Source organism: Porphyromonas pasteri (assembly GCF_014647755.1).
Taxonomy (GTDB): Bacteria; Bacteroidota; Bacteroidia; order Bacteroidales; family Porphyromonadaceae; genus Porphyromonas; species Porphyromonas pasteri.
In genome coordinates this window covers 18832-33334 of the sequence record NZ_BMPU01000003.1, presented here as the reverse complement: position 1 = coordinate 33334, position 14503 = coordinate 18832, and the positions used below count along the sequence as shown (strand labels likewise).

Sequence of the window (14503 nt, the reverse complement as noted above, 5' to 3'; positions counted from 1 at the left end):
CTTCCTTAAATTTTTTATTAAGTGGAGGATTGAAAAGCCTTATACTCTGCATGTTATTTATCCCTATCTTTGTCCCCCAGATTGTAACGGAAGGTACATGGATAAGCATTCGGGCGTGATGCCCCTTTTACTCTCAAATGACTCTGCATATGTGTGTCGCATGGCTTGCGATATGCGCGAGTGGTCGGTGGCTATGCCCCTCATTGAGGAGATGGCGACACAGATGGACAGCTCCATTTGGTCGACGCGTCAGACCTATACCTCCTACCGATATAATAATAGAGCCCAGAAGATGCTCGGCTATGGCCGTCAGCTCTTCGGGGCTTTTCTTTTGTGTGCCCCTCAGCTCCGTGCTCCACGAGCATAGATGAGGGACACCTGTGTGTTGCCTATTTTTTAATGTTTCAGATATGAAGAAAGTACTATCTATCCTCATGATCCTCTTCTTTACGTTCGCTACCGCGATGGCGCAGGGTAAGAGTATCAGCGGGGTCGTCCTCGACGCCGCTAATCATGAGCCTGTGATCGGGGCTTCTGTCCTGGTCAAGGGCGTACAAGGCCAAGGTGCTTCCACGGACATCAACGGGAAGTTCAGCCTGAAGAACGTGAAGGCAGGTGCGGTCCTCGTAGTATCGTCCATCGGCTACAAGAAGATCGAAGTCCCTGTCGGTAACCAGACCGAGCTCAAGATCGAGCTCCCCAGTGAAGACAATCAGGTGGAAGCCGTTGTCGTCACCGCTCTCGGTATCAAGCGCTCGCAGAAGGCCCTGAGCTATAATGTCCAGGAAGTCAAGAGCGACGCTCTCACGACGGTGAAGGATGCCAACTTTATGAACAGCCTCAATGGTAAGGTGGCTGGGGTAAACATCAACGCCTCTTCCTCGGGTCTCGGTGGTGCTACGCGTGTCGTCATGCGTGGTCCTAAGTCGATGAACCAGAGTAACCAGGCTCTCTACGTCATCGACGGGATACCCATCATCAACACTAACGGTGGTGAGACGAACGGTCGCTACTCTTCGCAGCCTAAGGGTGAAGGTATCTCTGATATCAACCCTGACGATATCGAGTCGATCAGCGTCCTCAGTGGTCCTGCTGCTGCTGCACTCTATGGTGCAAGCGCTGCTCAGGGGGTCATCATGATCACCACGAAGAAGGGTAAGGATGGTCGCGTGCAGGTCATGCTCTCCAACAGCACCTCCTTCTCTCGTCCCTTCGTCATGCCTCGCTTCCAGAACGAATTCATCAGCGCTCCTGGTGACGTGAAGAGCTGGGGTGCACAGACGGCTTCTCCCTATGGGAAGTTCGATCCCGCTGACTTCTTCAACACGGGTTCTAACATCCAGAACACGGCTTCGCTGACTATCGGTAACGCGAAGAATCAGACGTACCTCTCTCTCGGATCAACTAATGCTGCTGGTATCATCCCCAACAGCAAGTACGACCGCTACAACTTCAACTTCCGCAACACGACGAAGTTCCTCGAAGATAAGCTGACGCTTGACTTCGGCTTCAACTACATCCGTCAGGGCGACCAGAACCTCATCGCTCAGGGTGAATACCTCAACCCCATCGTACCTCTGTATCTCTTCCCCCGCGGTGAGAACTTCGATGGTGTACGTACCTATGAAGTCTATGACCCTGTCCGTAAGATCTACGTCCAGAACTGGAACTACGGTGATGCTTACTCACAGCAGAACCCCTACTGGGTCGCTAACCGCATGCTCACCACGGGCAGCAAGGATCGCTACATGATCAACGGCTCGCTCAAGTGGAAGATCAACGAATGGATCGACATCACGGGTCGTGCTCGTGCTGACGTCATCAATAGCTTCGACGAAAGCAAGCGCTACGCTTCTACAGCTACCCTCTTCACGGGGTCACCGTATGGCTACTACTCTTACAGCAAGGGTAACAACACCTCACTCTATGGTGACGTGATGGCCAACATCAACAAGCGTATCGACGACTTCTCTATCGCTGCTAACGTCGGGGTGTCTACCAACCGCTCTTACAACGACGCTCGCGGCTTCCGCGGCGGTCTCCGCTCTATCTCTAACGTCTTCGATCCTAACCAGATCGACTACGGTCAGCCTACTGCAGGTAATGCTCCTATATACACTAATAGCTCGCACATCACGAACTCTGCTTTTGCAAGCGTAGAAACGGGCTGGAAGAACATGGTCTTCCTCACGCTTACGGGTCGTGAAGACTGGGACTCTGCTCTGGCTCACACCACGGCTAACCCCTTCTTCTATCCCTCTGTCGGTCTCTCTGGTGTCATCTCACAGATGGCTAAGATGCCTAAGTGGGTCAACTACCTCAAGACGCGCCTCTCTTGGGCTAAGGTAGGTTCGCCTATTCCTGCTCAGATCTCTTCTCCCTACCGCTATACCTACGACCCCGCATCGCAGAGCTATGCTACGGTCACGTATAAGTTCCCGGATGACTTCAAGCCTGAGCTGACCTATTCATGGGAAGCTGGGGTAACGGGTAAGTTCTTCCGCAACCGCCTGAGCCTCGAAGCTACGATCTACCAGTCCAATACGAAGAATCAGACCTTCCTCATGCCTCTCTCGTCGGCCTCCAACGGCTATAACAGCGAGTACATCCAGGCAGGTAATGTTCGTAACCGTGGTATCGAGCTTTCTCTCGGCTGGACGAGCCAGTTCGGCGAGCTGGAGTGGACCACGACGGGTACCTTCAGCGCTAACCAGAACCGCATCGTTGAGCTGATCCCTGGTCGCAAGGATCCTATCTCTAAGGGTGGTCTGAAGGGTGCTGACGTCTACCTCCGCGAAGGTGGTACGATGGGTGATATCTACATCAACACCGGTATCAAGCGCACTCCCGAAGGTTATCCTGTCCTCTCTACTGATGGCAAGATCATTCCCGAGACGCTTGACAACCCCATCTATAAGGGCTCTGTACTGCCTGATGCTAACCTCGGCTGGAGCAACGAATTCAACTGGAAGGGTCTGAACGTGGGCTTCATGTTCTCAGCTCGTCTCGGTGGTATCGTCCTCTCTCAGACGCAGGCGATCCTCGATGAGTACGGTGTATCTCAGGCTTCTGCTGATGCTCGTAAGGCTGGTGGTATCGCTGTCGGTAACGGCCGCATCGATGCTCAGGGCTACTACTCTGTAGTCGGTGGTGCAAGCCCCGTCTGGTCAGAGTACATCTATGATGGTACGAACGTCCGCCTCCAGGAAGCTCACGTCTCCTATCTCATCCCTAAGAAGCTCCTCGGCGATAAGGTCCGCCTCTCGCTCGGTCTGACGGCACGTAACCTGCTGATGATCTATAACAAGGCTCCATTCGACCCCGAGCTCACCGCTTCTACTGGTACCTACTACCAGGGCTTCGACTACTTCATGCAGCCCAGCCTGCGTAACCTCGGCTTCACGGTGAAGCTCCAGTTCTAAGCGTATTCTTAGAGACGTTTATTAAGAATGTATCTTATGAAGAAGAATCATATCGCCAAGGGGCTCGGCATCGCTGCCCTGTCACTCGCCTTGGCCTCCTGCACCAGTGGCTTTGAAGAAGCCAACCGCCCTGGCGGTAGCCAGAGCAAGGAGGTCCTGCAGCGTGATAACTACAATATCTCCTCCTTCCTCGTTCAGCTGCAGAATGTAGCTTTCCCCGAGCAGGAGAACGCATACCAGTGTAACTTCGACCTCGTGGGTAACTACCTCGGTCGCTACTTCACCTACGCTAACAACGGCTGGAGCTCTAAGAACTTCGCCACCTTCAGCGCTCCAAGTGGCTGGCTCGGGTGGTCAAACTCTCAGATCCTCGTCCCTGCAAAGAGCGCGTTCGCTGAAATCGCAAGCCTCGCTGGTAAGGAAGACCTCAACTACAACTGGGCACTCATCATGCGTGCTCACACCTTCCTCGCTCTGACCGACAAGTATGGTCCTATGCCCTTCGGCCTTGATGCGACCAACCTCGAAGGTTACAACTCTCAGGAAGCTATCTATAAGGCTCTCGTAGCTGACCTCGATGCTGCTGCAAGCAATATCAACGCCTTCGTCCTGGCTAACCCAGGTCGTACGGTCAATGAGGCTGCAGACAAGATCTACTCTGGAGACTTCTCCAAGTGGGTCAAGCTCGCTCACTCACTCAAGCTTCGTATCGCTATCCGTATGCGCTATGCTGCTCCCGCTCTGGCTCAGCAGTACGCTACTGAGGCCGTGCAGGCTGGTGTCATCGAGTCTTCGGCTGACAACTGCGCTATCACCTATATCCCTCGCGGTCTTTACAAGACTTCGGTCGAGTGGGGTGACTCTCGTGCTTGCGCCGACATCGACTCCTACATGAACGGCTACGAAGACCCTCGTATCCCTGCTTACTTCGCGGCTCCTGCTAAGGCTGGTGACCGTAAGCTCATCGGCTGTCTCGCTGGTGCTGACGTGAAGAATAAGAACACTGCTGACGAACTTTATTCGGCTGCTGCTGTCACGAAGAACTCCCCCAGCGTATGGCTCTCTGCTGCTGAAATGTGGTTCTGCCGTGCTGAAGGTGCTCTGGCCGGTTGGTCGGGCATGGGTGGTACTGCTAAGGACCTCTATGAGCGCGGGGTGAAGGAATCCTTCATCCAGTGGAATGTCTCTGGCGCTGATGCCTACCTGCAGAGCAACAAGACTCCTGCTGACTACAAGGATGCCGATGGTGGCTATGGTAAGGATATGTCCGCTACCAGCACCATCACGCCTAAGTGGGATGACTCAGCTTCTGAAGAAGCTAAGCTCGAGCGTCTGATCGTCCAGAAGTGGATCGCTCTCTTCCCCAATGGTCAGGAAGGCTGGTCGGAAATTCGCCGTACTGGCTATCCTAAGGTCTTCGCGCTCCCCGTCTCCACCAACGGCTACACCATTCACGTGGCTAACCGTATTCCCTACGACGTCAACGAGCGTACCCGTAACCAGGCTAACTACAACGCAGCTCTCGTCACCCTCGGTGGTGCTGATGACTACGCTACGAAGCTCTGGTGGCAGAAGAAGTAACTATAGCTAACGAATCAAGAAATGAAGATCAAGAATATCCTCGCGGTATCGGCTCTCGCTCTGACCACGCTGGCTTCGTGCAGCAAGTGGACGGACATGGAGATCCAGCATCCCGAAGACCTCACCCAGCCCAACCACTCAGAGGCCTACTACAAGGCTCTGCGCGACTACAAGAACTCTGATCACCAGATCGCATTCTCTTACTACAGCGCTTGGACGGGTGTTGGTACGAATATGCAGAGCTCACTGATGGGCCTGCCCGACTCTGTAGACCTCGTCTCTCTCTGGGGCGGGTGGAAGAATCCAACTGAAGCTCAGCTTAAGGACCTTCGCGCTGCACAGCAGAAGAAGGGCCTGAAGGCGATGATCTGCTTCCTCGTCCTCGATATGGGCGCTGGTATCACCCCAGATCCTACGGATGCAGAAAAGGCTACTCTTAAGAGTGGCGAAAAGTGGACGCATAAGTATTGGGGCTGGAGCACTGAGCAGACGGAAGAAGGTAAGGCTGCTCGCCGTGCTGCTGTCGTCAAGTACGCTAATGCTATCTGCGACCTTATCGACAAGTATGGCTATGATGGATTCGATATCGATGCTGAGCCAAGCTATATTCATCCCTTCCATACGGACTATGAAATGTGGCGTACCGATGTGGAGAATGGTGTGCCTACGCTCATGACGCTCTTCATCGAAACGCTCGGTAAGCGTATTGGCCCTATGGCTGAGACGGAAGCTGGTCGTAAGAAGGTCCTTGCTGTTGACGGTCAGCCCGATGCTCTCCCCCCAACGCATGCCAAGTATTTCAACTACTTCATCATCCAGGCTTATAGCAACAGAGTATGCTATCAGAATCCACACTTCCAGGGAGCCCTTCGAGTCTTTAAGGATGTACTCTCTGTGGAAGAAATCTGTAAGAAGAGCATCTTCGTGGTAAACTTCGAATCGGGCGCTACTCGTGGTGGTGAAGCCGAACTCGGACAGATCCTCAACTTCGCCCTTCAGAACCCCGTCGTCGATGGTGTCACCTACCGTAAGGGTGGTGTCGGAGCCTTCCGTGTAGACCTTGAGTATGCCGTCAATACGCCTGACGTCGTGAACGGGATCGACATGAAGCCTGTCAAGGGCCTCTCTTATCCCTGGTGGCGTCGTGCTATCCAGCTTATGAACCCCCAGATCAAGTAGACGAATCCAATGAAGATCAATAAATATCTCCTCGGAGTCGTAGCTGCTGCTGCACTCCTCAGCTCCTGTAACGACAGAGAACTCAAGGAGCTCACGAATCAAGCCTACATCGCTCAGACGGGTACACAGGCTGGGCGTCTCGGGTCACTCCAGCTCGGAGACAGCGAAGTCTCTACGGATATCAATATCCGTATCTCTTCGCCTCAGAGCAAGGACCAAACCTATGCACTCGAGCTGAGTCAGGAGGCTCTCAATGAGTACAACAAGATCAATGGGACTGCCTTCACGATGCTCCCCGCAAGTCAGGTGGCTCTCTCCTCCTCGCAGGTTGTCGTCAAGGCTGGTGCTGTCTTCTCCGAAGCGGTTAAGGTAACTCTCCAGCCTCTGACGCAGGAGCAGATGAACCTCGGTAAGAAGTATGCTGTCGCCTTCAAGCTCAAGAGCGTAGATGCCTCTACCCCTATCCTTAATGGGGCAGATACCTACGTCTATGCTATCAAGACGATCACCTCAGCAAGTGCTCCTATCCTCGGTACGTATAAGGGAAGATACTATCGTGCCATTGCTCGTGGTATTCCTGAAACGAGCCTTGAACGCTTCACTATCGAAATGCGTGTCAATATCAATGGGCTGAATAAGAATAACCAGGCGATCTTTGGTGCTTGGGCTCAAGGCTCAGAGATCTACATGCGTTTCGGTGATGCTAACCCCCCATACAACTACCTGAACATCAAGTTCGGTAATGGTGGGCAGATCGACCGTACCTTCGAAGGTGCTAAGACGGATACGTGGTATCACATTGCCCTCGTTTACGATGGGGCACAGGCTACGCTCTACGTCAATGGTAGCAAGGTCGTCAGCACGGACAAGCCTGCTGGTCGTACCTTCAAGCTCAACGATGCTATCCACGTCGCTGGCTCGGGTGCTGCATGGTTTGTCAATGCTTGTATCTTCAGCGAACTCCGTATCTGGAATACGACTCGTACGCCTGAGCAGCTGAAGGATAACGAGTACACCGTAGATCCTACGACCCCAGGTCTCCTCCACTACTGGAAGATGAACGAAGGTCAGGGTGGCACGTTTGCTAATTCGATCTCTGGTGGTCCTGCTCTCAACGTCTATGGTGTGTCATACGATGAGAACAACCCTGGTAACAGCCAGATTCTGACTCCAGTTTGGGTTTCCAACGTTCGCTCTGACGGTACTGGTACGGTTAAGGTACCCTAATCGTAATATTGGTGGTACGGCACGCCCCTCCCAGCGCTGGGAGGGGCGTGTACGACCCCTCTAATAGAAGTTTAATATGCAAAAGACTCTATCTATAGCTTGCGCAGCGCTCTTCCTTGGCCTCACGTCTTGTAGCAAGAGCTTTGATCTGGATACTCCTCTCTTTGATAAGACCGAGACACAGACTGCTGCATCCGTAGCGTATATCAAGACGGGTGAATTCGACCTCGCTAAGTCTATCAAACCTCTTACGGTTACGCTAGAGGGAACGACCATTTCTGAGTTCACTGCTCAGGAGCGCTATGTCTACCTCTCCAAGCCCGTTGATCAGGATGTGACGGTGACTGTAGCTCTCGCTACGTCGGAAGCTTCTATCGCTTCCTTCACCAGCACCCTCTCAACCAACCCTGGCTATAAGGTCGCTCCCGAAGGCTATGCTAAGCTTTCTACCACGACCGTAACCATCCCTAAGGGGCAGACGAAGAGCTCTTCAGCTATCACCATCAGTGTGGGTGATAAGTATGCCGAGATCTCTACGGCTAATGCTGCTACGGAGTACTATGTTATCCCTGTCCAGGTATCTGCTGTCTCGGGCTCATCCACTGTCGGTGTCAGCCAGGACTATGGTACCTACTTCATCCCTGTGAAGAAGAGCTTCCAGAATATCGGTTACTATACGCGTGGCCCTCAGGGTACGGCGCTTGCTTCTACGGATGTTACCTATGAAGTTTCTACAGCATACTCTAGTAGCTATGGCAAGGGCAATCTCTATGATGGTGACGCCTCTTCTGCATGGTATGCTCAGTTTGCAGATAGCTCTCCATGGGTATCAGGTATCCTTACTAGCGGTACGAAGAAGTTTACAGCTATTCACTTTCAGGGAACGAATGGTTCTATGAATGCTGAGCAGATTGAGATCTTCACGACGCAGGACGGCACGACCTGGACTTCTCAGGGAGTACTCTCCGCATCCTACCTCAATCAAGAAAGCTCTGCTACCGTTCGCTTCCTTAATCCTATTGAGGCAAAGGGCGTGAAGATCCTGGGTATTAATTATTCATTTGGATACTTCGGTATCGGTGAGCTGACCTTCTACGCAGAGAACTAAGCTTCTCCCTCCTACTAAAAGACCTCAGGGGCTGTATCTCCATCGTGAGATACAGCCCCTGAGGCTTTTTATTCCCTTCGCAAAGGAGGGGACGGTGTGTGCGAATTAGTCCTCAGCTTGCTTAGCTGCTGCGAGGGTATTCAGCATGAGGGAGATGATGGTCATCGGGCCGACGCCACCAGGGACGGGCGTGATGTAGGAGGCGAGGGGTGCTACTTCATCGAAGGCTACGTCACCGGTGAGCTTGAAGCCACTCTTACGCGAAGCATCGGGTACACGCGTCGTGCCTACGTCGACGATGACGGCACCAGGGCGCACCATATCGGCCTTGAGGAACTCAGGCACGCCGAGAGCTGCGACGATGATGTCTGCCTGCAGACAGAGCTCCTTGATGTTGGGGGTGCGGCTGTGGCAGACCGTGACGGTGCAGTCGCCAGGAGTACCCTTGTGCAGGAGGAGCTGTGCCATGGGCTTGCCGACGATATTGCTACGGCCGAGGACGACGCAGTGCTTACCACGTGTCTCGATGTCGTAGCGGCGAAGGAGCTCAATGATCCCCTGAGGGGTCGCTGACACGAAGCAGGGAAGGCCGATGCTCATGCGCCCTACATTGATGGGGTGGAAGCCGTCGACGTCCTTGCTGGGGTTGACAGCTTCGATGATACGCTGCTCGTTGATGTGCTTCGGCAGGGGGAGCTGTACGATGAAGCCATGCACCTCGGGGTCGTTATTCAGACGCTCGATCTCGCTGAGCAGACGCTCTTCGGTGACGTCGTCCTCAAAGCGGATGAGTGAGGAGCGGAAGCCCACCTCGGCACAGGTCTTGATCTTAGCTGCTACATAGGTCTCGCTGCCGCCGTCATGGCCGACGAGGATAGCTACCAGGTGAGGGGCTTTTTTGCCAGCTGCGACGCGGGCTGCTACTTCGGCTGCGATCTCCTGCTTGATCTGAGCGGAGGTTGCTTTACCATCGAGGAGCTTGTAGGTTTGTTCTTTCATTGGGGTAGTACGATGAATGAGTAGGTGGGCGGATAGACTCCGCTCTGAGCCCTAAGGCTTATCAAAGATAGGCAAAGTTTAGCGCCTATGAGGTAGATCTACTTATGAAAAAGCCCCGCCCCACAGACCTCGCGGAGAGGCTGTGGGGCGGTACTGCTTTATTGGAGTGGAAGGCGTACTCTTAGCGCTCGATGCCGTCACGACGAAGGAGGGCATCAATGGTGGCCTTCTTGCCACGGAAGCTCTGATAGAGATCCTCGGCATCACGGCGGTCACCTTGACTCAGTACCTCACGGCGGAAGCGCTCAGCTGTAGCCGTAGAGAAGATCCCCTCTTCTTGGAAGGCAGCGAAGGCATCGGCATCCAGCACTTCGGCCCACTTGTAGCCGTAGTAGCCAGCTGCATAGCCACCCGAGAAGATGTGCCCGAAGGAGGTGCTCATCTGGCAAGGTGCAGGCGTGGCGGGCAGGAGCTGGGCCTTCTGCCAAGCCGTATCTTCGAAGGTCTTTGTGTCAAGGCCCTCGGCGAGTGGCTCGGTGATCGTGTGCCAAGCCATATCGAGGTAGCCGAAGCTCAGCTGACGACAGGCAGCGTAGCCTACGAGGAAGTGGCGGGCACGCTCCATACGCTCCATAAGGACCTCGGGTAGTGCTTCGCCCGTCTGATAGTGTACGGCGAAGCTCTGGAGCCACTCACGCTCGTCCAGCCAGTTCTCCATCAGCTGGCTGGGTAGCTCGACGAAGTCACGGACGACATTGGTCCCGCTGAGCGAGCCGTGACGGCATGTGGAGAGCATACCATGCAGGGAGTGACCGAACTCATGTAGGAAGGTGCGTACCTCACCTGGCGTGAGCAGGGCGGGACGATCGGCCGTGGGCTGGGTGAAGTTCATCACCAGCACGATGTGGGGACGATGGTCTTCACCCTCGGCAGTGTGATACTGCTCCTGGAGGTTGTTCATCCAGGCACCGCTCTGCTTGCCCTCACGAGGGAAGAAGTCGGTGTAGAGAAGTCCAAGATAGCTCCCATCGGCATCGTGCACCTCGTAGGTATGTACGTCGCTGTGGTAGACGGGCAGATCCGTACGCTCGGTGAAGCGGATGCCGTAGAGGCGTGTTGCCAGCGAGAAGATAGCATCCGAGACGCGCGATAGCTCGAAGTAGGGGCGTAGCTCTTCTTCGTCCAGCTCATAGAAGGCCTGCTTGTAGCGCTCTGCCCAGTAGCTCCAGTCCCAGGGCTGGAGGGGGAGCGCAGCTCCTGCCTCGCGTGCGAAGTTAGCCACTGCTGCAAGCTCCTTCTCTGCCACAGGCTTGTAAGCCTCGAGGAGCTCGTCGAGCAGCCCATAGACTGCCGTCGTGCTACCTGCCATACGGCGGGCGAGGACCTTCTCAGCAAAGCTCTTGGAGCCTAAGAGCTGGGCAAGCTCCAGACGCAGGTTCGCGAGGCGACGGATGAGCTCTCTATTGTCATATGCGTCTCCAGCAGCCCCGACAGCCATCTTTGCCAGATACATCTTTTGGCGTAGGGTGCTCGAGGGGCAGTGCTGCATGAAGGGGAAGTAGCTGGGGGCTGAGAGGGTGAAGAGCCAGCCTTCGCCCTTACCCTCCTTCTCTGCCAGCTCGCGTGCTACGGCGAGTGTCGAGTGGGGAAGCCCTTCGACCGCAGCAGAATCATCGACGAAGAGGCGGAAGCGCTGCTGGTCCTTGAGGTTGTTTTGTCCGAAGGTGAGGCTCAGCTCGCTCAGCTCACGCTTGACTTCGCGCAGTCGCTCCTTCTCCTCGGCAGGGAGCTGGGCACCGCTCTCGCTGAAGCCTTCATAGCAGCGCTCGAGGAGGCGAAGGTCTTCGGCATCGAGCTGGAGGCTCTCACGTGTCTCCCATACCTGGCGTATCCGCTCAAAAAGGGGCTCGGAGAGGGTGATGAAGGAGGAGAGTGCCGAGAGCTCAGGGCTAACCTCCTGACTGATCTGCATCAGTTCGTCCGTAGCCTCAGCATGTAGGAGGTTGTAGAAGCTACCTGATACCCACTCGAGGAGGGCACCGGAGCGCTCGAGAGCAAGGATGGTATTGGCGAAGGTGGGGGCTTCGGGCGAGGCGATGATGACCTCTACCTCACGGCGCTTCTCTTCGATAGCCAGACGGAAGGCCTCGCGGAAGTCCTCTGTCTTGAATTGGTCAAAGGCATAGGCTCCGCGGGGGAGCTGGCTGGGCTGACAAATACTATTCATGTCGTCAGTGATACACGGGAGGGGGTGAAAAGAAAGCTACCTGCCTTCGTCGCAGCCACGCGAAGGGGCAGGCGAAGGCAGGTAGCCGTATGGTGTATCCCTCCAGCGGAAGGCCGCAGGGGTAGGATACGTAGGGATCGACGTCTTAGAGGCGGTCGTTAGAGCCGAGGACGTTGATGATCTTGTGTTCGTAGAGCTTCTTGAGAGACTCACGAGCTGGACCGAGGTACTTACGTGGGTCGAATTCAGCAGGGTTTTCTGCGAAGACCTTACGTACAGCAGCGGTCATAGCGAGACGGCCGTCAGAGTCGATGTTGATCTTGCAGACAGCGCTCTTAGAAGCCTGACGGAGCTGCTCTTCGGGGATACCGACAGCATCCTTGAGGGCACCACCGAACTTGTTGATCGTAGCGACTTCGTCCTGGGGTACGCTGGAAGAACCGTGGAGTACGATGGGGAAGCCAGGGATCTGCTTTTCGATCTCAGCGAGGATATCGAAGCGGAGGGGGGGAGGTACGAGGATGCCGTTAGCGTCGCGGTGGCACTGCTCAGGCGTGAACTTGTTAGCACCGTGTGACGTACCGATAGAGATAGCGAGTGAGTCAACACCCGTCTTGCTGACGAAGTCAACAACTTCTTCGGGCTCGGTGTAGGTGTGGTGCTCAGCTACGACATCGTCTTCGATACCAGCGAGGACACCGAGTTCACCTTCGACCGTCACGTCGAACTGGTGAGCGTACTCAACGACAGAGCGTGTCAGAGCGACGTTCTCGTCGTAGGGGAGGTGCGAACCGTCGATCATCACAGAGGAGAAGCCCATTTCGATACAGCTCTTGCAGAGCTCGAGGCTATCACCGTGGTCGAGGTGAAGGGCGATCTGAGGATTGGGGCAGCCCAGCTCCTTAGCGTATTCTACAGCACCCTGAGCCATGTAGCGCAGGAGCGTCTGGTTAGCGTACTTACGTGCGCCGCTGGATACCTGAAGGATGACGGGAGACTTGGTCTCTACTGCAGCGCTGATGATAGCCTGCAGCTGCTCCATGTTATTGAAGTTGAAAGCGGGGATAGCGTAGCCACCCTTGATAGCCTTTGCGAACATATCGCGGGTGTTCACAAGACCCAGTTCTTTGTAACTAACCATTACTGTTCCTATTTATAGTTGATACGTTTATCGTTCTATGCAACAAAGATAAGGGAAATATATGTAAAACGGTTCGATATACTTAAATTTTTCAGGAAGTTGAGGCTACTCCTCTCCCCTCATAAAGCTTGTATCTCGGGAATGGTGCTGACTATTGGGGTATTCATCTCCTGATTTACCCTCTGCTCTCACCCCATATTCGTCTCACTTTTATGGGGTTGTGGGTATCGAAATGTGAGGGTGTATAAAGCACGGAGAGCCGACTCTACTCAGTAGAATCGGCTCCCCTTATTCGCTCTTAGGCGGTTTTTATCTTCTCAGAAGTCGAGGCCTTTACTTCCCCTTGCGTGGGGCAAAGCCCATGAACATCTTCGTGACCTCGGGGTCATGATGGCTGGGCATGACGAAGGAGTGCCCCGTGTCCAGCTTCAGGATCTCCTGCATCTCGCTCTCTGTCAGCGTGAAGTCAAAGAGCTGGAAGTTCTGCTCCATGCGCTCCTTGCGGGTAGACTTCGGTATGATGATGATACCACGCTGCAGGAGATAGCGCATAGCTACCTGTGCTACCGTCTTGCCATGAGCGGCGCCGATCGTGAGCAGGGTCTCATTGTTGAGGAGTTCGCTACTTGCTTCGGCAAGGGGGCCCCACGACATTAGCTTCACACCCAGCTCATCCATATAGCGACGCTCCTCGATACGCTGGGTGAGGACGTGGGTCTCGACTTGGTTCACAGCGGGTACGATATCCGTGAAGTGACAGAGGTCAATGAGGTGGTCGGGGTAGAAGTTGCTCACGCCGATAGCCCTTACCTTACCCTCCTTGAGGGCATCTTCGAGGGCGCGATAGGCATTGTAGCGATCGCCAAAGGGCTGGTGAATCAGCATGAGATCGATATAGTCGGTGCCGAGCAGACGCAGGCTCTCATCCAGGCTACGCTTCGGGGCGTCACCCTCGAAGTTGGATATCCAGATCTTGTCCACGATGAAGACTTCATCACGGCTTAGACCACTCTTTTTGACTGCGCTACCGACACCTGCCTCATTCTGATAGATCTGTGCCGTGTCGATCATGCGATAGCCTACGCTCAGGGCATCGGCTACACAGCGCTCAGCTTCGTCGGGAGAGACCTGATACACGCCGTAGCCCAAGAGGGGCATCTCGACGCCGTTGTTTAGTGTGATTGTCTTCTGTTCCATACTGTTGGGAAGGGTTGATTGTTCGGGATAAGAATGAGAGTTTATGGGCGATGAGTGTCCCCGCACTATGGCGATAACAACTCGTCTTCTTGCAAGGTTTCCCCATGTGCGAGTACGGAGAGAGAATACCCACCCATATAGGAGGGAAAGACAACCTATATGGGTCGCTGGGCTGACCTATATAGGTCGCCGAGCTGACCAATACTGCTTCGCTTCGTGACCTATATAGGTTCGCTCAGTGACCAATATGAGACTGTTGCCGCGAGTCCTGCCCTCTATTTATTGTGCTAAGGCATTGCATGCCCAGCTCCCCGATATCCCTCCCCGAAGAGATACACAAGCTCTTCGCTTTATTGCGAGTATTCCTCTTATCCTGTGGAGGAAAAAGTGTCCTTCTCGCGAAGAAAAAAGCACCTTCCCGT

10 protein-coding genes are annotated in these 14503 nt (G+C 54.4%); 6 read left to right on the top strand and 4 right to left on the bottom strand.

All coding sequences use genetic code 11. The annotated features are described in order from the left end of the window. Positions 1-160: 160 nt before the first annotated feature. The 6 genes from IEX77_RS05435 (at position 161) to IEX77_RS05410 (ending at position 8517) form a co-directional block, all read left to right on the top strand. Positions 161-367, top strand: a complete 207-nt coding sequence (locus IEX77_RS05435; RefSeq protein ID WP_188808048.1) for a hypothetical protein — start codon at positions 161-163, stop codon at positions 365-367. Between the two features lie 67 nt (positions 368-434). Next, positions 435-3422, top strand: coding sequence for a SusC/RagA family TonB-linked outer membrane protein (locus IEX77_RS05430; protein WP_229770816.1), 2988 nt, complete (start codon positions 435-437; stop codon positions 3420-3422). Positions 3423-3458: 36 nt separating this feature from the next. Further along, the gene (locus IEX77_RS05425) at positions 3459-5003 is read left to right on the top strand and encodes a SusD/RagB family nutrient-binding outer membrane lipoprotein (protein WP_188808046.1); all 1545 of its coding nucleotides are present in this window, start codon (positions 3459-3461) and stop codon (positions 5001-5003) included. A gap of 21 nt (positions 5004-5024) precedes the next feature. Beyond that, positions 5025-6182, top strand: coding sequence for a glycoside hydrolase family 18 (locus IEX77_RS05420; RefSeq protein ID WP_188808045.1), 1158 nt, complete (start codon positions 5025-5027; stop codon positions 6180-6182). A gap of 9 nt (positions 6183-6191) precedes the next feature. Then, positions 6192-7409 (top strand): DUF1735 and LamG domain-containing protein, encoded by a 1218-nt coding sequence (locus IEX77_RS05415; RefSeq protein WP_188808044.1) that lies wholly within the window; start codon positions 6192-6194, stop codon positions 7407-7409. Between the two features lie 76 nt (positions 7410-7485). Beyond that, positions 7486-8517, top strand: coding sequence for a discoidin domain-containing protein (locus tag IEX77_RS05410; RefSeq protein ID WP_188808043.1), 1032 nt, complete (start codon positions 7486-7488; stop codon positions 8515-8517). A 105-nt stretch (positions 8518-8622) separates the two neighbouring features. Here the strand turns inward: IEX77_RS05410 and folD are convergent, their stop codons facing one another. The 4 genes from folD to IEX77_RS05390 form a co-directional block, all read right to left on the bottom strand. After that, complete coding sequence (folD, locus tag IEX77_RS05405) at positions 8623-9516, bottom strand: bifunctional methylenetetrahydrofolate dehydrogenase/methenyltetrahydrofolate cyclohydrolase FolD (protein ID WP_188808042.1); 894 nt, start codon at positions 9514-9516, stop codon at positions 8623-8625. A gap of 181 nt (positions 9517-9697) precedes the next feature. Beyond that, on the bottom strand, positions 9698-11743 hold the full coding sequence (locus tag IEX77_RS05400; protein ID WP_188808041.1) for a M3 family metallopeptidase: 2046 nt from the start codon (positions 11741-11743) through the stop codon (positions 9698-9700). 145 nt (positions 11744-11888) lie between these two features. Then, a complete protein-coding gene (locus IEX77_RS05395; RefSeq protein ID WP_044124235.1) occupies positions 11889-12884 on the bottom strand; it encodes a class II fructose-bisphosphate aldolase in 996 nt (331 codons plus the stop codon). A 333-nt stretch (positions 12885-13217) separates the two neighbouring features. Beyond that, entirely contained in the window at positions 13218-14081 is an 864-nt protein-coding gene (locus IEX77_RS05390; protein ID WP_009433614.1) for an aldo/keto reductase, read from the bottom strand. Positions 14082-14503 lie beyond the last annotated feature (422 nt).

What these genes read in the sequence shown, in the direction of transcription:
- IEX77_RS05435 (WP_188808048.1), top strand. Translation starts at nt 161, where the DNA reads ATGGCTTGCGATATGCGCGAGTGGTCGGTGGCTATGCCCCTCATTGAG.
- folD (WP_188808042.1), bottom strand. Translation starts at nt 9,516, where the DNA reads ATGAAAGAACAAACCTACAAGCTCCTCGATGGTAAAGCAACCTCCGCT.
- IEX77_RS05400 (WP_188808041.1), bottom strand. Translation starts at nt 11,743, where the DNA reads ATGAATAGTATTTGTCAGCCCAGCCAGCTCCCCCGCGGAGCCTATGCC.
- IEX77_RS05415 (WP_188808044.1), top strand. Translation starts at nt 6,192, where the DNA reads ATGAAGATCAATAAATATCTCCTCGGAGTCGTAGCTGCTGCTGCACTC.
- IEX77_RS05420 (WP_188808045.1), top strand. Translation starts at nt 5,025, where the DNA reads ATGAAGATCAAGAATATCCTCGCGGTATCGGCTCTCGCTCTGACCACG.
- IEX77_RS05430 (WP_229770816.1), top strand. Translation starts at nt 435, where the DNA reads ATGATCCTCTTCTTTACGTTCGCTACCGCGATGGCGCAGGGTAAGAGT.
- IEX77_RS05425 (WP_188808046.1), top strand. Translation starts at nt 3,459, where the DNA reads ATGAAGAAGAATCATATCGCCAAGGGGCTCGGCATCGCTGCCCTGTCA.
- IEX77_RS05410 (WP_188808043.1), top strand. Translation starts at nt 7,486, where the DNA reads ATGCAAAAGACTCTATCTATAGCTTGCGCAGCGCTCTTCCTTGGCCTC.
- IEX77_RS05390 (WP_009433614.1), bottom strand. Translation starts at nt 14,081, where the DNA reads ATGGAACAGAAGACAATCACACTAAACAACGGCGTCGAGATGCCCCTC.
- IEX77_RS05395 (WP_044124235.1), bottom strand. Translation starts at nt 12,884, where the DNA reads ATGGTTAGTTACAAAGAACTGGGTCTTGTGAACACCCGCGATATGTTC.